The sequence below is a fragment of the Streptomyces sp. DSM 40750 genome (genome assembly GCF_024612035.1).
In the GTDB taxonomy this organism is placed as follows: Bacteria; Actinomycetota; Actinomycetes; order Streptomycetales; family Streptomycetaceae; genus Streptomyces.
Genome location: NZ_CP102513.1, coordinates 8,534,833 through 8,554,588, shown reverse-complemented (window position 1 = coordinate 8,554,588; position 19,756 = coordinate 8,534,833). Strand labels below are relative to the sequence as shown.

The 19,756-nt window shown below is 70.1% G+C and carries 16 protein-coding genes; 10 read left to right on the top strand and 6 right to left on the bottom strand.

Annotated features, from left to right (window positions below; genetic code table 11):
- Positions 1 to 90 precede the first annotated feature (90 nt).
- A complete protein-coding gene (locus JIX55_RS37895; RefSeq protein WP_257567732.1) occupies positions 91 to 1,062 on the top strand; it encodes a DUF4349 domain-containing protein in 972 nt (323 codons plus the stop codon).
- A 150-nt stretch (positions 1,063 to 1,212) separates the two neighbouring features.
- Complete coding sequence (locus tag JIX55_RS37890; protein ID WP_257567731.1) at positions 1,213 to 2,616, top strand: FAD-dependent oxidoreductase; 1,404 nt, start codon at positions 1,213 to 1,215, stop codon at positions 2,614 to 2,616.
- 128 nt (positions 2,617 to 2,744) lie between these two features.
- Here the strand turns inward: JIX55_RS37890 and JIX55_RS37885 are convergent, their stop codons facing one another.
- Complete coding sequence (locus JIX55_RS37885; protein WP_257567730.1) at positions 2,745 to 3,080, bottom strand: hypothetical protein; 336 nt, start codon at positions 3,078 to 3,080, stop codon at positions 2,745 to 2,747.
- Positions 3,081 to 3,218: 138 nt separating this feature from the next.
- Between JIX55_RS37885 and JIX55_RS37880 the strand changes: the two genes are divergently transcribed.
- Positions 3,219 to 4,028 carry a rhomboid family intramembrane serine protease gene (locus JIX55_RS37880; RefSeq protein ID WP_257567729.1) on the top strand — a complete coding sequence of 270 codons (810 nt, stop codon included), beginning with the start codon at positions 3,219 to 3,221 and terminating at the stop codon, positions 4,026 to 4,028.
- 18 nt (positions 4,029 to 4,046) lie between these two features.
- Here the strand turns inward: JIX55_RS37880 and hemE are convergent, their stop codons facing one another.
- On the bottom strand, positions 4,047 to 5,114 hold the full coding sequence (gene hemE / locus JIX55_RS37875) for a uroporphyrinogen decarboxylase (RefSeq protein WP_257567728.1): 1,068 nt from the start codon (positions 5,112 to 5,114) through the stop codon (positions 4,047 to 4,049).
- Between the two features lie 228 nt (positions 5,115 to 5,342).
- Between hemE and JIX55_RS37870 the strand changes: the two genes are divergently transcribed.
- The 3 genes from JIX55_RS37870 (at position 5,343) to JIX55_RS37860 (ending at position 8,450) form a co-directional block, all read left to right on the top strand.
- On the top strand, positions 5,343 to 5,972 hold the full coding sequence (locus tag JIX55_RS37870; protein WP_257569611.1) for a DUF3000 domain-containing protein: 630 nt from the start codon (positions 5,343 to 5,345) through the stop codon (positions 5,970 to 5,972).
- A gap of 331 nt (positions 5,973 to 6,303) precedes the next feature.
- Entirely contained in the window at positions 6,304 to 6,963 is a 660-nt protein-coding gene (locus JIX55_RS37865) for a helix-turn-helix transcriptional regulator (RefSeq protein WP_033529424.1), read from the top strand.
- A gap of 176 nt (positions 6,964 to 7,139) precedes the next feature.
- On the top strand, positions 7,140 to 8,450 hold the full coding sequence (locus JIX55_RS37860) for a ribonuclease D (protein WP_257567727.1): 1,311 nt from the start codon (positions 7,140 to 7,142) through the stop codon (positions 8,448 to 8,450).
- A 36-nt stretch (positions 8,451 to 8,486) separates the two neighbouring features.
- Here the strand turns inward: JIX55_RS37860 and JIX55_RS37855 are convergent, their stop codons facing one another.
- The 3 genes from JIX55_RS37855 to JIX55_RS37845 are packed head-to-tail and all read right to left on the bottom strand — an operon-like array spanning position 8,487 to position 11,628.
- Positions 8,487 to 9,344 carry a carbohydrate ABC transporter permease gene (locus JIX55_RS37855; protein ID WP_257567726.1) on the bottom strand — a complete coding sequence of 286 codons (858 nt, stop codon included), beginning with the start codon at positions 9,342 to 9,344 and terminating at the stop codon, positions 8,487 to 8,489.
- Positions 9,341 to 10,312 (bottom strand): carbohydrate ABC transporter permease, encoded by a 972-nt coding sequence (locus JIX55_RS37850; RefSeq protein ID WP_257567725.1) that lies wholly within the window; start codon positions 10,310 to 10,312, stop codon positions 9,341 to 9,343. The genes JIX55_RS37855 and JIX55_RS37850 overlap by 4 nt, the downstream gene beginning before the upstream one ends.
- Positions 10,312 to 11,628, bottom strand: coding sequence for an ABC transporter substrate-binding protein (locus JIX55_RS37845; RefSeq protein WP_257567724.1), 1,317 nt, complete (start codon positions 11,626 to 11,628; stop codon positions 10,312 to 10,314). Before JIX55_RS37845 ends, JIX55_RS37850 begins: the two co-directional genes overlap by 1 nt.
- A 159-nt stretch (positions 11,629 to 11,787) precedes the next feature.
- On the opposite strand from JIX55_RS37845, the gene JIX55_RS37840 reads away from it, so the two are divergent.
- From JIX55_RS37840 to JIX55_RS37825, 4 genes are all read left to right on the top strand, one after another.
- Positions 11,788 to 14,178, top strand: coding sequence for a glycoside hydrolase family 2 protein (locus JIX55_RS37840; RefSeq protein ID WP_257567723.1), 2,391 nt, complete (start codon positions 11,788 to 11,790; stop codon positions 14,176 to 14,178).
- 246 nt (positions 14,179 to 14,424) lie between these two features.
- Complete coding sequence (locus tag JIX55_RS37835) at positions 14,425 to 15,651, top strand: thiolase family protein (protein ID WP_257567722.1); 1,227 nt, start codon at positions 14,425 to 14,427, stop codon at positions 15,649 to 15,651.
- On the top strand, positions 15,648 to 17,777 hold the full coding sequence (locus tag JIX55_RS37830; RefSeq protein WP_257567721.1) for a 3-hydroxyacyl-CoA dehydrogenase NAD-binding domain-containing protein: 2,130 nt from the start codon (positions 15,648 to 15,650) through the stop codon (positions 17,775 to 17,777). Before JIX55_RS37835 ends, JIX55_RS37830 begins: the two co-directional genes overlap by 4 nt.
- 144 nt (positions 17,778 to 17,921) lie before the next feature.
- Positions 17,922 to 18,296 carry an NTP pyrophosphohydrolase gene (locus tag JIX55_RS37825; protein ID WP_257567720.1) on the top strand — a complete coding sequence of 125 codons (375 nt, stop codon included), beginning with the start codon at positions 17,922 to 17,924 and terminating at the stop codon, positions 18,294 to 18,296.
- 1 nt (position 18,297) lies between these two features.
- On the opposite strand, the gene JIX55_RS37820 is transcribed toward JIX55_RS37825, so the two are convergent.
- The gene (locus tag JIX55_RS37820) at positions 18,298 to 19,755 is read right to left on the bottom strand and encodes a glycosyltransferase family 39 protein (protein WP_257567719.1); all 1,458 of its coding nucleotides are present in this window, start codon (positions 19,753 to 19,755) and stop codon (positions 18,298 to 18,300) included.
- Position 19,756 lies beyond the last annotated feature (1 nt).

The following is a 19,756-nucleotide window of genomic DNA, read 5'->3' as shown; positions in this document are numbered from 1 at the left end:
CCCGCCAACGTTCCGGCCCCCTCCCGCGTCGAAGGAGCGTCAGCAAGGCGGGCAAGCACGCCCGTCACGATCCTCGGGGGGTACGCCGCAATGGCCGAAACACACGTACGACGTTCCCGGCGGCCCGCAGGGGCCCTGGCCGCCCTGTTCCTCGCCGCCACCCTGGCGCTCACCGGCTGCGGCGCCGGTGACTCAAGCTCGGGTGGCGAGATGGCCTCCGACAGCAAGGCGGACATGTCCGGCCGACAGGAGGGCGCCCTGAACGGCGACAGCGGCACCGAACAGAGCGGCGGCAAGGCCGCCGACGCGCCGATCAAGATCGCCCCGAGCCACATCATCCGCACCGCCTCACTGACCGTACGGGTCAAGGACGTGCCGAAGGCCCTGGACGAGGCCCGCACCACCGTGGAGACCGCGGGCGGGTTCGTCGGCAGCGAGTCCACGACCCGGGACGGCAAGGACCGCGAACGCACCCGTGTCGTCCTGCGTGTGCCCACCGAGAAGTACGACGAGGTCCTCGCCGAACTGGAGGGCACCGGCACACTGATCGAGCGCAAGACCAAGGCCGAGGACGTCACCGACCAGGTCGTCGACGTGGAGAGCCGCATCAAGACGCAGCAGGCGAGTGTCGTCCGGATCCGCGAGTTGATGGACCGGGCGACCAAGCTCACCGATGTGGTCACCCTGGAGGGCGAGTTGAGCAGCCGTCAGGCCGACCTGGAGGCGCTGCTGGCCCAACAGGAGTCCCTGAAGGACCGCACGAGCCTCGCCACCATCACGCTGTCCCTGTCCGAGACCGCGGTGAAGAAGGCGGACAAGGACGACGACCCCGGCTTCATGGACGCGCTGGCGGGCGGCTGGAACGCGTTCGTCGGCCTGTTCCGCTGGCTGGGCATGGCACTCGCCGCGATCCTCCCCTTCGCCGTGGCCACGGCCCTCGTCCTGCTCGTGTGGTTCCGTTTCGCCCGTACCCGCCGACCCCGCCCGGCCACGGCGACAGCGACAGCAGGCACCGCGGGCTCGCTCCCGTCCGCCGCACCGGACAAGGACGAGCAGGACTGACGGCCGACCCGACTGACGACGGATCCGACTGACGACCGATCGGACCGAGGGCGACCGGACCGAGGCTGACCGGACCGAGGGCGACCGGACCGAGGCTGACCGGACCGAGGGCGACCGGACCGAAATGCGGGACCCCCGTAGCGTGTTTCCATGAACATGAGCCGCACTGAAGAACGTTCGAGGGAACGCCTGGTGGTCATCGGTGGCGACGCGGCGGGCATGTCCGCCGCGTCGCAGGCACGCCGGCTGCGGGGACCCGACGAACTGGAGATCGTGGCGTTCGAGCGGGGTCACTTCACCTCCTTCTCGGCGTGCGGCATCCCCTACTGGGTGGGCGGCGACGTCCCCGAACGCGACCGGCTCATCGCCCGCGCCCCCGAGGAGCACCGGGCCCGCGACATCGATCTGCGGATGCGTACGGAGGTCGTGGAGATCGATGTCGAGGGCGCACGCGTGCGCGCGCGGGACGTCGATTCCGGCGCCGAGTCCTGGACCTCCTACGACAAGCTCGTCATCGCGACCGGCGCCCGCCCGATCCGCCCCGACCTGCCCGGTGTCGACGCCCCCGGAGTGCACGGGGTGCAGACCCTGGACGACGGCCAGGCCCTCCTCGACACCCTGACCGCCACCGAGGGACGTCGCGCGGTGGTCGTCGGCGCGGGTTACATCGGCGTGGAGATGGCCGAGGCGCTCATCAACCGGGGGTACGAGGTCACGGTCGTCAACCGCGGCAAGGAACCCATGTCCACCCTCGACCCGGACATGGGCCGTCTGGTGCACAGGGCCATGGAGGGCATGGGCATCACGATGATCGACGACGCCGAGGTCACCGCCCTGCGCACCGGCGACGACGGCCGCGTCCGCGCGGTCGTCACCGAGGACGCCGAGTACCCGGCGGACGTGGTGGTCCTCGGCATCGGCGTACGCCCCGAGACGGAACTCGCGAAGGCGGCGGGCCTGCCGCTGGGCGACCACGGCGGCCTGCTGACCGACCTCTCCATGCGCGTCCGCGGCCACGAGGACATCTGGGCCGGCGGCGACTGCGTCGAGGTCCACGATCTGGTCTCCGGCCTCGAACGCCACATCCCCCTCGGCACCCACGCCAACAAACACGGCCAGATCATCGGCGCCAACATCGGCGGCGGCTACGCCACCTTCCCCGGCGTCGTAGGCACCGCCGTCAGCAAGGTCTGCGACCTGGAGATCGCCCGCACCGGCCTCCGTGAGAAGGACGCCCACCGAGCCGGCCTCCAGTACGTCACCGTCACCATCGAGTCCACCAGCCGCGCCGGCTACTACCCCGGCGCCGCCCCCATGACGGTCAAGATGCTCGCCGAACGCCGCACAGGCCGCCTCCTCGGCGTCCAGATCGTCGGGCGGGAAGGCGCGGGCAAGCGGGTCGACATCGCGGCGGTGGCCCTGACAGCGGGCATGACGGTCGAACAGATGACGTCTCTGGACCTCGGCTACGCCCCGCCCTTCTCCCCGGTCTGGGACCCGATCCTGGTGGCGGCGAGAAAGGCGGTGGCGGCGGTGAGGTCGGGCGCCTCATGACAGGGGCCGCGCCCCGACGCTTTTAAGGGGCGCGGGGCTGTATCGATATGCGGCTCCGCCGCGTGGGCCCGACCAGCCACGACGATCCCGCGGCCGGCCATCCGCCGCACCCCTACGGCGAAACCCCGTCAAACAGCGGACGTACCGTTTATCCGGTCAATGGCCTGCCGAGCCTGCTCAGCCGGCGGCCTGGCGGGCAACGAAGACACGGAAGCGGAAGACGTCACGGCAGCCGGAGCCGAAGGCGCCGTCGCCGGCTTCGCATGCGCCGCGGCCGGCCGAGCCGACCGCAACCGATGGCTGACCGCCTCATCAAGGGTCACCGGCCGCTGCATCCGCGCCGCCAGCCGCCCGGCCTCCTGGCCGAGCGCGGCAACGTCTTCCCAAGGCAGCCGCACCACCAGCGAGATCTCGGCCTCACCGTCCGGGGTGGCGTGCATCGGAGGAGTAACTCGGTCGTTCATCGCCTGTTCCTCACGTAGATCCGCGGTTGAGAACTCATACGCACCACCCGCCGCTCACGTTCACCGCCGTCGGCGCCGAGGTCCGTGCCGACGCCCGGACCGCTGATTCCGGGCCCGTATCCAGGGCACAAGTTCGGTGTGGTCATCCCCGTCCATGACGTGAACCCCGTGGGCCGCACGCCCTATGTGACATACGCTCTGATCGCCGCGAACATCTTCGTCTTCGTCTTCATGCCGGGTCTCGCCGGCTCGGTCCCGGGCGACAGCGAGCTGGCGCGGCTGTGCCAGACGCAGGCGTTCCTGGAGCAGTACGCGGCGGTGCCGCAGGAGTTGATCCACCATCGGCTGCCGCAGTTGGTGCCCACCGGCGAGATCGCCCCGTCGGGCGGCTGCGCGCTGGGCCCGCCGGGCTACGACAAGTCGCCCGCGCTGTCCGTCCTCACCGCGCTGTTCCTGCACGGCGGTTGGCTGCATCTGCTGGGCAACATGCTCTTCCTGCTGATCTTCGGCAATAACATCGAGGACCGGCTGGGGCACGTCCGGTTCACACTGTTCTACGCGGCGTGCGGCTACGCGGCGTCGTACGGCTACGCGTTCGTCAACGCCGACTCCGGCGAACCCCTGATCGGCGCGTCCGGGGCGATCGCCGGGGTGCTCGGCGCGTATCTCGTCCTCTATCCCAAGGCCAGGGTCTGGGTCCTCGTCCCGTTCCTGATCTTCCTGCCGCTGAGACTGCCCGCGTGGCTGGTGCTGGGCTCCTGGTTCGTGCTCCAGGCGATCTACTCGTCCGGCGAGGGCGTCTCCGACGTCGGCACGGTGGCGTACGCGGCCCACCTCGTCGGCTTCGTCGCGGGCATGCTCCTCGCCTGGCCGCTGCGCCCCGGCACCCCACCACCGCCGGAGCCGCGCGGCCTGCTGTGGGGCAGACGGGCACGGCCCGGCTGGTGAACCGGGGCTCTTACGCCCCTATCGCACGGTCTGCGTGTGGACGTACTCCACGAGCCGGGTCAGCGCGTCCGGGTTCGTGCTGGGCATGACGCCGTGGCCGAGGTTGAAGATGTGACCCTCCAGGCCGACGGCCGTGTCGAGGACCTCGCGCGCCTTGGTCTCGACGGCCTCCGTGCCGGCGAACAGGACGGTCGGGTCGAGGTTGCCCTGGAGCGCCTTGCCGGGGCCGACGCGGCGGGCGGCCTCGTCGAGCGGGACGCGCCAGTCGACGCCGACGACGTCCGCGCCGGCCTCGCCCATGAGGCCCAGCAGCTCACCGGTGCCGACGCCGAAGTGGATGCGCGGAACGCCGTACGACTCGACGGCCCGGAAGACCTTCGCGGAGGCCGGCAGCACCGAGCGGCGGTAGTCCGCGGGAGCCAGCGCGCCGGCCCAGGAGTCGAAGAGCTGCACGGCCGAGGCGCCCGCCTCGATCTGGACCTTGAGGAACGCGGACGTGATCCCGGCGAGACGGTCGAGCAGGTCGGCCCACAGCTCGGGGTCGCCGTACATCATCGCCTTGGCGTTCTCGTACGTGCGGGACGGGCCGCCCTCGACGAGATAGCTGGCGAGGGTGAAGGGGGCGCCGGCGAAGCCGATGAGCGGGGTCTCGCCGAGCTCGGCGGTGAGCAGCTTGATCGCCTCGGTGACGTAGGAGACGTCCTCGGGGGTCAGGTCGCGCAACTGGGCGAGGTCGGCGCGGCTGCGGATCGGGTGGGCGACGACCGGGCCGACGCCGGGCTTGATGTCGAGGTCGATACCGATGGCCTTGAGCGGGACGACGATGTCGCTGAAGTAGATCGCCGCGTCCACGTGGTGCCGGCGGACCGGCTGGAGGGTGATCTCCGTGACCAGCTCGGGCCGCATGCACGACTCCAGCATCGGAATGCCCTCGCGCACCTTCAGGTACTCCGGCAGTGAGCGCCCGGCCTGCCGCATGAACCAGACCGGTGTGTGCGGCACGGGCTCGCGCCTGCACGCCTTCAGGAAGGCGGAGTTGTACGTGGCGGTCGGCTGGTGGCCCGAGGGGCTGGCTTTGGCACTCACGAAGCAAAGTCTCGCACGCCCGCTTGACAGCGAAGGTCCGGGCTGTGGACAACCCGGACCCGCTTGTTTCCGGCCACTGCTTCCGGCCGTCGGCCTGCCCTCCGTTCGCTGAGCGCGATCCGACAGTGACCCAGCGCACGGGTGTCTTGCCCTGCGCCGAGGCCCGGTTCCCCTTAATGTTCCGGCATGGCTGCGGCTCAGGGACGACTGTCGGACGGCGCTGGCGGGATGGACGACGCGAAAGAGGGGGAGCGCGATGCGATGGAGACGGCACCGTTGCCGTTCCGCTCCGCCGTAGAAGCGCTGCGGTCCACCCGGCTGCGGCCGGAGATCGAGATCGACCCGACCAGGCCGCCCCAGCGGCTCGCCCCGTACGCGTACGCGCTGGAGGCCGCGGTCGTCGAGGGCGACGAGGACCTGGCCGACGGCCGGCTCGTCCTGCTGTACGACCCTGCGGGCCACGACGCCTGGCAGGGCCCCTTCCGGCTGGTGACCCTGGTCCGCGCCGAGCTGGAGCCCGAGATGGCGGCCGATCCCCTGCTGCCGGACGTGTGCTGGTCCTGGCTGACCGGCGCGCTGCAGTCCCGGGGGCTGTCGTACGGGGAACCGAGCGGCACGGTGACGCGGGCGAGTTCGCACTATTTCGGCGGGCTGGCGACGCGGCCGGCCGCGTCGCAGATCGAGATCCGGGCGTCGTGGACACCGCGCGAGGTCCTGGGCGGCGTCCCCGACACCGCGTCCCACCTCGCCTCGTGGTGCGACCTGCTCGCCCAGATCGCGGGGTTGCCGCCGGCGGTCGACCCGGGGGACGCGGCCGTCGTGACACTGCCGCAGCGACGGGGGCCGCAGTCCCGCTGAAACCGTCGTGGGCCCGCGCAGGGCAAGGACCGTGCACCGTGAGGTGCACGGTCCTTTTTCTGGTGCCTGCCGCCACGCCGATCAAAACCATCTCTTTGTCGATACGGCCACTTTCGGCCTCGTATCGACGTGAAGCGACACCGTTCGATCTTCGAGTGATCGAAGACGTGTCCGAATTGCACGGATTGTTACTCACCAAATCGTGATCATTCTCTAAAGGAGCAGAGGTTTGGTGCCGAAGACCTCTGTGACCTTGAAAGTACGGTTCGTCCCGGCTTCGACCCCACGAGCCCAACGAGCCGGCCCCCCGTCCCGCACCCCAGGAGGCCTGGTGTCCGTTCTCCTCGAGCAGCCCGCAAGCCTGGTCGCCTACCGTCCGAACAAGCCGACCGCGATGGTGGTCGTGGCCGATCCACGCGTTCGGTCCACCGTCACCCGCCACCTCTGGGCCCTCGGTGTCCGCGATGTCATCGAGGCCTCGTCCATCGCCGAGGCCCGTCCCCGTGTCGGCAACCCCCGTGACATCTGCGTCGCAGACGTCCATCTGCCGGACGGTTCCGGCCTGACCCTCCTCTCCGAGACCCGCGCGGCGGGGTGGCCCAACGGCCTCGCCCTCTCCGCCGCCGACGACATCGGCGCCGTACGCAACGCCCTCGCGGGCGGTGTGAAGGGATACGTCGTCACCGGCACCCGTACCAACATCGGACTGCCCACCCGCCCGGGTGCCGCCCCCATCGGCTCCGCCGCCCGTATGCACCGCCGCCCCCCGGGCGCCCCGAGCCACCCGGGCGGCTACCGGGAGCTTTCGGGCCGCGAGGTCGAGGTGTTGCGCCTGGTCGCGGAGGGGCAGTCGAACAAGGCGATCGGCGTCTCGATGGGCCTGTCCGCGCTCACGGTCAAGAGCCACTTGGCCCGCATCGCGCGCAAGCTCGGCACCGGCGACCGCGCCGGAATGGTGGCGGTGGCCCTGCGCACCGGGATCATCCACTGACGCCGAGGGCGCCGAGACAGGAAGGGGCCGGAGTCGTTCATCGATGCCCGGCCCCTCCCGGTTCGCCCGAAACATTCACTGACACGTGTGACACATGACTGGTTTACGCCCCTGGGAGGCCCGTCGACGGAACGTTCCGTCGACGGGCCATGTCCATACACAGATACCCTTGACAGGTGACCGACGCCCAAGAGACCGCAGCAGACAGGACCCTGCGAACCACCGGAGGCGCCCCTCCGGACGACGGCGGATCTTCTGAAGCGGGGGCGCCCACCCCTTTGCTGGAGCCAAGGGACGGTATTCCGCCGGTGATCGCCGACGAGTCCTCGCTCGCCGCGGTGATCGCCGCGTTCGCCGCCGGCTCCGGCCCCGTCGCCGTGGACGCCGAACGCGCGTCCGGATACCGCTACGGCCAGCGGGCCTATCTGGTGCAGCTGCGCCGCGAGGGCGCGGGCACCGCGCTCATCGACCCCGTCGCCTGTCCCGACCTCTCCGGCCTCGGCGAGGCGCTCTCCGGGGTGGAGTGGGTGCTCCACGCGGCCACCCAGGACCTGCCGTGTCTGCGCGAGATAGACATGGTCCCGACCCGGATCTTCGACACCGAGCTGGCCGGGCGCCTCGCCGGCTTCCCCCGGGTGGGCCTCGGCGCGATGGTCGAGGGCGTCCTCGGCTACGTCCTCGAAAAGGGCCACTCCGCCGTCGACTGGTCGACCCGCCCGCTGCCCGAGCCGTGGCTGCGGTACGCCGCGCTCGACGTGGAACTCCTCGTGGACCTGCGGGACGCCCTGGAGAAGGAGCTGGACCGGCAGGGCAAGCTCGAATGGGCCCGCCAGGAATTCGACGCGATCGCGGCCGCACCGCCCGCCGAGCCGCGCAAGGATCCGTGGCGTCGTACGTCCGGGATGCACAAGGTGCGGCGTCGGCGGCAGATGGCGGTCGTACGGGAGCTGTGGGAGGCGCGGGACCGGATCGCGCAGCGGCGGGATGTGTCGCCGGGCAAGGTGCTGAGCGACGCGGCGATCGTCGAGGCGTCGTTGGCTCTGCCGGTCAACGCGCAGGCGCTGGCCGCGCTGAACGGGTTCGGGCATCGGATGGGACGGCGCCAGCTCGAACAGTGGCAGGCCGCCGTGGACCGGGCCAGGGCGCTGCCGGACTCCGCGTTGCCGGCGCACGGGCAGCCGGTGACCGGGCCGCCGCCGCCGAAGGCCTGGGCCGACAAGGATCCCGCCGCCGCGGCTCGGTTGTCCGCCGCTCGGGCCGGGGTCTCGGCGTTGGCCGAGCAGCTCACCATGCCGCAGGAGAATCTGATGACTCCGGATACGGTTCGGCGGCTCTGCTGGGAACCGCCGAAGTCGTTGGACGCGGAGTCTGTGAGTGCGGCGCTCGCCGGGTACGGGGCTCGGGCTTGGCAGGTGGAGCTGGTGACGCCGGTGTTGGTGGGGGCGTTGTCCGCCACGGCCAAGGTCAAGGGGGACCCGTCGCCGTAGGAAGTCCGTGCCACTCCGACGGCTGCCGGGGCACCCCTACTTCGTCGCGCCCCTCATGAAGCCGTTGTAGATGAACCTCTGCAGCAGGAGGAAGACGATCAGGGTCGGCAGGATCACCAGTACCGCTCCTGCCGAGATCGTTTCCCAGTGGGCGCCGAAGGGGCCCTTGAAGCGGAAGAGGGATGTGGAGATCACGCCGCGGTCGTCGGAGGGCATGTAGAGGAAGGGGATGTAGAAGTCGTTGTAGACGGTGATCCCTTTGACTATGACGACTGTGGCGATCGCGGGTTTCAGCAGCGGGAAAATGATCTTTCGGTAGATCGTGAAGGCGTTGGCGCCGTCCAGGCGGGCGGACTCGTCGAGGGAGATCGGAATCGATCTCACGAACTGCAGGAAGATGTAGATCGAGACGATGTCGGTGCCCATGTAGAGGGCGATCGGGGCCCAGAGGGTGTCGAACATGCCGAAGCTGTCGACGATCTGGAAGGTCGCGACCTGGGTGGTGACGCCGGGGACGAGGGTGGCGACGAGGAAGAGGGCGACGACCAGTTTCCGGAAGCGGAAGGTGAAGCGGTCGATCGCGTAGGCCGCCATCGATCCGATGAGGACCGTTCCGGTGATGGCGAAGACGAGGATGAAGGCCGTGTTGCCGAAGGCGGCGAGCATGTCGCCGTCGCGGAAGGCCGTCGCGTAGTTCTCGAAGTTCAGGAGGCTGTCGGGCAGGGTGAGGGCGCCGCTGTCGTCCGCCATCTGCCGCTCGGTCTTGAGCGAGGTCAGCAGGACCACCAGGAGGGGCAGGAGGACCACGACCGAGGCGCCGACCAGGGACAGGTAGGTGAGGGTGCGGGCGACCCGCCTGCGGACCACCGGGGCCGGCGTCGTCAGTGTCGTCATACGAGGTCCACCCTCTCGTCGGGGACCAGGCGCCGTTGCAGCCACGTCACCGCCAGGATGATCAGCAGGAGGACGACCGCGGCGGCGGACGCGAGGCCCGTCTTGTTGAACTGGAAGGCGAGCTTGACCGTCTGGATCACGAAGGTCTCGGTGCCGGTGGCGCCGCCCGTCATGATGTACGGGATCTCGAAGACCGACAGGGAGCCGGAGATCGAGAGGATCACGCTCAGGCTCAGGACCGGGCGGATGCCGGGCGCGATGATGTACCGGAACTGGTGCCAGCGGCTGGCGCCGTCGAGTTCGGCGGCCTCGTACAGCTCCCCCGGGATCGACTGGATCGCGCCGAGGAAGAGCACGAAGTTCAGGCCCATGTAGCGCCACACGGAGACGCCGGCGAGGGAGATGTTCGCCGAGGTGGACGTGGACAGCCAGGCGCGGTCGGACTCGTGGCCGAAGAGGGCGAGGACCGAGTCGAGGGTGCCGCCGTCCTGGAAGAAGTAGAGGAAGACGAAGCCGATCGCGACGCCGTTGATCAGGTACGGGAAGAAGAGGATGCCCTTGAAGAGGTTCCGGAAGCGGATGTCGAAGCTGAGGATCGTCGCGAAGTAGAGGGCGGCGGCTATCTGGACGGCTGATGCGGCGAGGTAGTAGCCGCTGACGAAGAAGACCCGGAACAGCTCGGGGCGGGTGAAGATCTCGATGTAGTTGTCGATGCCGGTGTAGTTCAGTTCGGGGCTGACGCCGTCCCAGTCGGTGAAGCTGTACGCCAGCATGTTGGCGACCGGGGCGTAGGTGAAGGCGATGAGGAGCGCGAGCGGGGCGGCCAGGAAGAGCCAGGGGGTGAGCTTCCGCCAGAGGCGCACCTTGCGTGGGGCGCGCCGGGGCGTGGGGGGCGGTGGCGCGGCCGCCGAGGGCCGCGCCACCTTCTCCGTCGCGTGCGAGGGGTCGGTCGTACGCGTGCGGGGCATCAGGACCCCAGGGTCTTCTGTGCCTCGGTCCAGCGCTTGCCGAGGTCGGCGAGGAAGTCGTCGAGGCTGCCGTCCTTGGCGCCGCGGGCGAGGTCGACCAGGTCCTGTCGGTAGGCGGGGCCGTAGATGCCGACCTCGGAGGCGCTGTCGATGTCCTTGACCGTGCCGCCGGCGGTGTCGTCGAGTTCGATGAGCTCGACGCCTTCCTCCTCGTACGGCTTGAGCACCTCGGGCAGCGGGTCGTCCTTGAGTGTCGAGATCGAGAGGTTGTCCGCCGCGTAGCCCGACTTGTCGGTGAACCAGTCGATCCAGGCGCGGGCAGCTTCCTTGTGCTGGGAGTGGATGTTGACGGCCTGGTTGTAGTCGGGGTTGGCGGTCGCGCAGGCCTTGCCGTCGACCCGGGCGGGGAACGGCATGAACCCGATGTCGTCGGGGTCGGCTCCGGCCTTCTCGGCCGCCTGCCGGAACTGGATGATCGCCCAGCTGCCGAGCCACGCCGTGGCGATCTCGCCCTTCGCCAACTGGGGTTTGGAGTTCTCCCAGTTCGTGGTCGCCGGGTCCTTCTCGATCAGGCCCTGGTTCACGATGTCGTACAACAGTTGGTCGCCCACGCGTAGTTCGCCGTCCTCGCCCCAGGGATTGTCCTCGGCGAGTTCGGTGGTGGCCCCGGTGTCGCAGCTGACCGAGCCGTTGATGTACGTCCATTGGGTCAGCGGCCACTGGGCGGCGAAGTTGGTGTAGTACGGGGTGGCGTCGGTCTTGGACTTGATCGCTTTCAGCGCGGTGAGGAACTCCGCCGGGGTGGTGGGCCAGGCGGTGACGCCGGCCTCGGCCCAGATCCGCTTGTTGTAGAGGAAGCCGGGGGTCGCGCCCATCGGGCTCTGGCCGTAGACCTTGCCGTCGACCGTGGTGAAGCCGGTGAAGCGGTACTTCTCGCTGAGTTCCTCCTGGGTGCCCAGGGAGGCGAAGAACTTGGGGTAGTCGTTCTTCTGGATGACGGCCGGGATCATGAGGACGTCGCCGTAGTTCTCCGTGTTCATACGGATCTTGACTTCGGCCTCGTAGTCGGTGATCGCGTCGAACTCGACCTTCACCTTCGGATAGGTCTTGTTGAATTCATCGGCGTACTTCTGCATCGTGCCGTCCTGCACGATGTCCGTCCGGTGGGTGAGGACCGTGATGCTGCCGGACACCTGTGACGGATCGTCAGCCGCCTTGGCGTCGGCGCCCTTCGGACTTCCTCCGCCGCCTGTGCAGCCCGACGCGAGAAGCGCGGCCGCCAGCAGTGTTCCGGTGAGCGTCTTCCGATGGTTCATGTGCACCAGCTCCGTTCGGGACGGACGAGCACGAGTGGGTTGGCTGGTTCGGCACTCTGGCAGTCGTCGCTGAACCGGTAAAGTCCCTATTTCGCCAAGGCGGTCGAAAGATTTCGCGATGCTGTCGAGAACAGGACTGGACCGGTTTAGGGAGTGCGCATGCTGGACGCCACACCGCTCACCGAGGGTTGGGTCGTGCAACACCCCGATGGCACGGCAGAACCGCTTCCCGCCGAGGTCCCCGGGTGCGTGCACACCGATCTGCTGACGGCGGGGCTGATCCCGGACCCCTTTCTCGGGCGGAACGAGACCGAGGTGGCGTGGGTGGGGCGCCGGGAGTGGACGTACGAGGTCGACCTGCCGGGCGTCGACGCGGCCGACGGGCACGACCGGACCGATCTCGTCTTCGACGGGCTCGACACCGCCGCCGAGATCCGGCTCGACGGCCGACTCCTCGGCTCCGTACGGAACATGCACCGCTCGTACCGCTACGACATCACCGGGATGAGCGGCCGGCTCTCGGTGCGCTTCGCCTCCGCGTACGCCGAGGCCGAGGAGGTGTGCGAGCGGCTCGGCGACCGGCCGAACGCCTATCCCGAACCCTTCCAGTACATCCGCAAGATGGCCTGCTCCTTCGGCTGGGACTGGGGGCCGACGCTGGTGACCGCGGGGATCTGGCGGCCCGTTCGGCTGGAGCGCTGGTCGACGGCTCGTATGGCCCGGGTGCGGCCGCTGGTGACGGTCGACGGCACGACCGGGCATGTGGAACTGCTCGTCGACGTGGAGCGGGCGGCCGTCGAGGCGGGGCTGCGGCTGGAGGCCCGGGTGGGGGGCGTCAGCGCGGTCGCGGAGGTCGAGGGGACGAGCGGGGTCGTACGGCTGGAGGTGCCGGGCGTCGAGCTGTGGTGGCCGCGTGGGTACGGGGAACAGCCGCTCTACGAGGTGGAGTTGACGCTGCGCGGGGACGGGGACCGGGGTCTCGACGTGTGGCGGCGGCGGGTCGGCTTTCGGACCGTGGAGCTCGACCGGAGTGCCGATGAGCACGGCACCGGGTTCACCTTCGTCGTCAACGGCGAGCGGCTCTTCGCCCGTGGGGTGAACTGGATCCCGGACGATGTCTTCCCGTCCCGGATCACGCGTGAACGGTACCGGGAGCGGCTGCGGCAGGCGGCCGAGGCCGGTGTCGACCTCGTGCGGATCTGGGGCGGTGGGATCTATGAGAGCGGGCACTTCTACGACGCCTGCGACGAGTTGGGGCTGCTGGTCTGGCAGGACTTCCCGTTCGCGTGCGCGGCCTACCCGGAGGAGCAGCCGCTGCGGGGCGAGGTGGAGGCCGAGGCGCGGGAGAACGTCGTACGGCTGATGCCGCATCCCTCGCTGGTGTTGTGGAACGGCAACAACGAGAACCTGTGGGGGTTCCGGGACTGGGGCTGGGAGGAGCGGCTCGCCGGGGAGTCGTGGGGCGAGGGGTACTACCTCGGCGTACTGCCGCGTGTCGTCGCCGAGCTGGACCCGACACGGCCGTACACGGCGGGCAGTCCGTGGTCGGGGTCCTGGGAGCACCATCCGAACGACCCCGCGCACGGCACGCACCACTCCTGGGAGGTGTGGAACCGGGAGGACTACGCGGATTACCGCGCGAACGTGCCTCGTTTCGTGGCCGAGTTCGGATGGCAGGCGCCGCCCGCGTACGCGACACTGCGGCGCACACTGCCGGACGAGGAGCTCTCTCCCGACTCGCCCGGGATGCTGCACCACCAGAAGGCGGAGGACGGGAACGGGAAGCTGGAGCGGGGGCTGGCCCGTCATTTCGCCGTGCCGAAGGGCGACTTCGACCGTTGGCACTACCTCATGCAGGTCAACCAGGCCCGAGCCGTCGCCGCCGGGATCGAGCACTGGCGGTCGCAGTGGCCCGTCTGCGCGGGCACCATCGTGTGGCAGCTCAACGACTGCTGGCCGGTGACGTCCTGGGCCGCGCTCGAATGGGACGGCCTGCCGAAGCCGCTGTACCACGAACTGCGGCGGGTGTACGCGGACCGGTTGCTGACGCTTCAGGTGCGGGGCGAAGGGCTGGTGTCGGCCGTGGTGAACCAGGCCTCCGAAGCATGGTCGCCCGCACTGCGGCTGCGGCGCATGACGGTCGAGGGCGCGGTGGTGAACGAGGCCGCCATGGAGGTCACAGCCGCCGCGCGCACGGTCGCCGATGTCCGGGTGCCGCGTGAGCTGGAGCCGGTGGGGCCGAAGGAGTTCCTGGTCGCCGACGCGGACGGGGTGCGTGCCCTGCACTTCCCCGTGCCGGACCGCGAAGTTCCGTACCCGCGACCGGAGTTCGACGTCGAGGTCGCGGCGGGTGCCGTGACCGTGACGGCCCGCACCCTCGTACGGGACCTGCTGCTGCAGGCCGACCGGCTGGATCAGGCGGCACGGGCGGACACCGGGCTGGTCACCCTGCTCCCCGGCGAGCGGGTCACCATCGGTGTACGGGGGTGGGAGACACCCCACGTGGACGCCGCCCGCACAGCGCTGTACTGCGTGGAGCCCGCGCGCTGAGAGCTCCGCACCGCGCGTTGAGCGCCGTACGGGGCTGTGGGTGCGTCGTAGCTGGTCGCGCAGTTCCTCGGGCCCCTAAGGTGGACGTACGTAACCCGCGGTAACCCATGAAACCCGTGTGACCTTCGCCGCTCCCCCGTCCAGGGGTGTGCAGCGCTGTTACTCGCAAGTAGCATGGGGCTGAGCGCCCGCTCAGCGGTTGCGTATCGCAGCAGTGCCGTCCCGCACCTCTGGAGGAGAGCCATCGTGCCTCGTACCGTCAAGGACGTCGTCTTCGTCGACGGCGTCCGCACCCCGTTCGGCAAGGCGGGCCCGAAGGGCATCTACCACGAGACCCGTGCCGACGACCTCGTCGTGAAGGCGATCCGGGAGCTGCTGCGCCGCAACCCCGGTCTGGAGCCCGCGAAGATCGACGAGGTCGCCATCGCCGCGACCACGCAGATCGGTGACCAGGGCCTCACCATCGGCCGTACGGCCGGCATCCTCGCCGGTCTGCCGCAGTCGGTGCCCGGTTACTCCATCGACCGCATGTGCGCCGGCGCCCTGACCGCCGTCACCTCGGTCGCCGGTTCCGTCGCCTTCGGCGCGTACGACGTGGCCATCGCCGGTGGTGTCGAGCACATGGGCCGCCACCCGATGGGTGAGGGCGTGGACCCGAACCCGCGGTTCGTCAGCGAGAAGCTGGTCGACGAGTCCGCCCTGTTCATGGGCATGACCGCCGAGAACCTGCACGACCGCTACCCGACGATCACCAAGCAGCGCGCCGACGAGTACGCCGTGCGCTCGCAGGAGAAGGCCGCCAAGGCGTACGCCAACGGCAAGATCCAGGCCGACCTGGTGCCGATCTCCGTGCGCCGCACCAACGCGGAGGCCGGTGAGACGGGCTGGGGCCTGGTCACCGCCGACGAGCCCATGCGGCCGGGGACGACCCTGGAGAACCTGTCGGGTCTGAAGACCCCCTTCCGCGTCCACGGGCGGGTCACCGCCGGTAACGCGGCCGGTCTGAACGACGGCGCGACCGCCTCGCTCATCGCTTCCGAGGACTTCGCCCGCGAGAACGGCCTGCCGGTCAAGATGCGTCTCGTCGCGTACTCCTTCGCGGGTGTCGAGCCGGAGGTCATGGGCTACGGCCCGATCCCGGCGACGGAGAAGGCGCTCGCCCAGGCGGGGCTGTCCATCGACGACATCGGTCTGTTCGAGATCAACGAGGCCTTCGCCGTCCAGGTCCTCGCCTTCCTGGAGCACTACGGCATCGCCGACGACGACGCGCGCGTCAACCAGTACGGCGGCGCGATCGCCTTCGGCCACCCGCTCGCCTCGTCGGGTGTGCGTCTCATGACGCAGCTGGCCCGTCAGTTCGAGGAGCAGCCCGAGGTCCGCTACGGCCTGACCACCATGTGCGTCGGCTTCGGCATGGGCGCCACCGTCATCTGGGAGAACCCGCACTTCGAGTCCGCCGGAGGCGACAAGTGAGCACCACCGCTGAGCTTTTGAAGGGTGCGGCCGAGCTGTTCCCCGACGAGGTCGTGACGTCCGCGCACGTACGCCACCTCGACCTGCCGTCCGGTGCGGGCCGTTTCGCGCTCATCACCCTGGACAACGGCTTCGACCACACCAAGCCGACCACCTTCGGCCCGGCGTCGCTGGCGAACCTGAACACCGCCATCGACCAGGTCGAGAAGGAGGCCTCGGCCGGCGAGATCGTCGGTGTCGGTGTCACCGGCAAGCCGTTCATCTTCGCCGTCGGCGCCGACCTCAAGGGCGTCGAGCTCCTGAAGGAGCACGAGCACGCGCTCGCCATCGGCAAGGGCGGCCACGAGGTCTTCAAGCGGCTGTCCGCGCTCGCCGTCCCGACCTTCGCGTACTACAACGGTGCCGCGATGGGCGGCGGCGTCGAGGTCGGTCTGCACTGCGCGTACCGGACGGTCTCCAAGGCGCTCCCCGCCTTCTCGCTCCCCGAGGTCTTCCTCGGTCTCGTCCCCGGCTGGGGCGGCTGCACGCTGCTGCCGAACCTGATCGGTGCCGACAAGGCAGTCACGGTCATCGTCGAGAACTCGCTCAACCAGAACAAGCAGCTCAAGGGCCAGCAGGTCTTCGACCTCGGCATCGCGGACGCGATCTTCGAGGGCGCGGACTTCCTGGAGCAGTCGCTGATCTGGACGGCGAACGTCCTCAAGGGCGACGTCGAGGTCGAGCGTCCCGTCATCGACCGCGGTGAGGCCTGGGACCAGGCCGTCGCCAAGGGCCGGTTCATCGCGGACAGCAAGGTGCACGGGGCGGCCCCGGCCGCGTACCGCGCGCTGGACATCATCGCCGCCGCGAAGAACGGCGACCTCCAGCAGGGCTACGACGCCGAGGACGTCGCCCTCGCCGACCTGATCATGGGTGGCGAGCTGCGCGCCGGTATCTACGCGTTCAACCTGGTGCAGAAGCGCGGCAAGCGCCCCGCCGGTGCCCCGGACAAGAACCTGGCCCGTCCGGTCACGAAGGTCGGTGTCGTCGGCGCCGGTCTGATGGCCTCGCAGCTCGCGCTGCTCTTCCTGCGCCGCCTGGAGGTGCCGGTCGTGCTGACCGACATCGACCAGGAGCGTGTCGACAAGGGTGTGGGTTACGTCCACGCCGAGATCGACAAGCTGCTCGGCAAGGGCCGTATCAACCAGGACAAGGCCAACCGCCTCAAGGCCCTGGTCACCGGTGTCCTGGACAAGGCCGAGGGCTTCGCGGACGCGGACTTCATCATCGAGGCCGTGTTCGAGGAGATCGGCGTCAAGCAGCAGGTGTTCGCGGAGGTCGAGGCGGTCGCCCCGGCGCACGCGATCCTCGCCACCAACACCTCCTCGCTGTCGGTGACCGAGATGGCGTCGAAGCTGAAGAACCCCGAGCGGGTCGTCGGCTTCCACTTCTTCAACCCGGTCGCGATCCTGCCGCTCCTGGAGATCGTCCGGGGCGAGGCCACGGACGACGCCTCCCTCGCCACGGCCTTCGCCGTCGCCAAGAAGCTGAAGAAGACCGCGGTGCTCGTGAAGGACGCCCCGGCGTTCGTCGTGAACCGCATCCTCACCCGCTTCATGGGCGAGATCCAGAACGTCATCGACGAGGGCACCCCGGTCGCGGTCGCCGAGAAGGCGGTCGAGCCGCTGGGTCTGCCGATGTCGCCGCTGGTGCTCCTGGAGCTCGTCGGCCCGGCCATCGGTCTGCATGTCTCGGAGACCCTCAACCGGGCGTTCCCGGACCGCTTCACGGTCTCCGAGAACCTCGCCGCCGTCGTCAAGGCGGGCAAGCGCGGCTTCTACGTCTACGACAGCGGGAAGCCCGAACTGGACCCGGAGGTCGCCGCGCTGCTGAAGCAGGGCGACTCCGTCCTGACCGAGGAGCAGGTGCGGGCGCGTGTGCTCGACGCCGTCGCCCAGGAGATCGGGCTCATGCTCGACGAGGGTGTCGTCGCCGAGGCGCAGGACATCGACCTCTGCCTGATCACCGGCGCCGGCTGGCCCTTCCACCTGGGCGGCATCACGCCGTACCTGGACCGTGAGGGCGTCAGCGAGCGGGTGAACGGCAAGAAGTTCCTGGAGGCCGGGGTGGCCTCGGTCCCCGCGTAACCACCGGACACGGTCGAGGGCCCCCGTTTCGGCGGGGGCCCTCTTCTCATGTGTCCGCCGCGTCCCCCTCGGCCGCGGCGAGCCGCGATGGGTCGGCAGGTTCACCAACCCCGTATGACGGCCGGGCATGCGACCCTGTCCCCCATGGACGACCCCCTGCTCGTGATCGTCGACGCCGCCAACGTCATCGGCTCCGTCCCCGACGGTTGGTGGCGTGACCGGCGCGGCGCGGCGGAACGCCTGCGCGACCGGCTCGCCCGGGACGGGGTCCCCGGCCGCGACAGGCCCGTCGAGCTCGTCATGGTCGTCGAGGGCGCCGCCCGAGGCGTGGAGCCGGTGCCTGGCGTACGGGTCGACGCGGCCCCCCGCAGCGGCGACGACCGCATCGTGGAACTGGTCGCCGGGGAGGGCCGGGGCCGCCCCTGCCTCGTGATCACCGCCGACCGTGAACTACGGCGCAGAGTCGGCGAGTTGGGCGCCGAGGTGGCCGGTCCGCGTACGGTGCGCGGAGAGCCCTGAGTCAGTCCCGGCCGTTGGTACGGGCGTACAGCACCGCCCCGTCCACCGTCCCGACCTCCGCGTACCGGCCCACCAGGATCCGCCGCAGCGAGGGCACCCGCTCGGGTCCGTACGGCTTGCCGCGCGAGTCGTCCACGACCAGGACCGGCGGCCCGCTCGCCAGCTCCGCCCGGAACACCTCCCACGCCCCCGCCACCCCGTACCGCTCCCCCACCCGCGGCCCGTCGCGCCCGCCGCTGTAGTTGGTGAGCAGCCCGGCCGTGAGGAACCTGGTGGCCGGGGTGCGGTCGGCCAGCCAGTACGTCTCCGGGTGCATCCCCCAGACCAGCACCCGGTCGGCGGGTGCCGTGCGGCGGGAGACCTCGGCCGCGACGCGTTGGGCGTGGGCGAGTTCGGGGCGGGGCGCGAGCAGGCCCCAGGCCAGGAAGAGCGCGCAGCAGGAGGCCGAGGCACGGAGGACCGGTGCCAGCCGGTCGCCGGGCAGGAGCCGCAGGGCCGCCGTCGCCAGCAGGGCCAGGGGCGGCAGGAGCTGCAGGTGGTAGTGGCCGAAGAAGTGGAAGCCCAAGGTCACCGCCACCGCCGACGAGGCCGCCCACAGCCACAGATCCGCCGAACCGCCGCGGGCGACGCGCAGCACCCGTACGACCGGTGGGATCAGCCCCGCGCAGGCCACCGCCAGGATCGCGCTGTTGGCCAACGCCCTTGCCAGTACGTGGAGTTCGGAGCCGGTGAAGGAGGCGTACGCGCCGGAGCCGGTCACCGTCCAGAACAGGAACCCGGCGGGGTCGGTGAGCAACGCCGCGCCCAGCACCGGCACGACGGCCCCGACTCCCAGCCGGACGAGGCCGCTTCGCGGCGCGCCCGACCGCCACAGCAGCCAGAGCACCGGCGCCAGCACCGCACCGCCCGTCTGCTTCGCCAGGAACGCGCAGCCGACCGCCACCCCCGCCGCACCCCATCGACGCCGGTCCGCGCACCACATCGCCCAGGCGGTGCAGGGCAGTATGAAGACCTCGAAGAGCGCCGCCTGGGCGTCCTCGGGGTTGAGGCCGATGGACGTCAGCAGATACAGGACGCCCGCGGTACGGCCGGCTCGGTCGCCCCATCTTCGCCGGGCCAGCGAGGCGAGCAGGACGGCGGTCAGCACCTGCGCGCCGGTCGCCAGCACCCGGACCGGGGTCAGCGACTCGTCGCCGAACACCGCGAACGACGCCCGGTACAGCCACGGCACCAGCGGCGGCTTGCGGTCCACGACCGTCTCGTACAGCTCTCCCCCGTCCGCCAACAGCCGTGCCTGGACGGCGAGATAGCCCTCGTCGGGGTTCCACAGCGGCCGTACGAAGGAGGGGACACGGGTGACACAGGCCAGCACCGTGAGCAGGGGGAGCAGCCGTCTCCAGTAGCCGTGGCCCGGCAGCTCGGGTGCGGAGCGTGACGGGGCCAGGAGGCTGACGAGCATG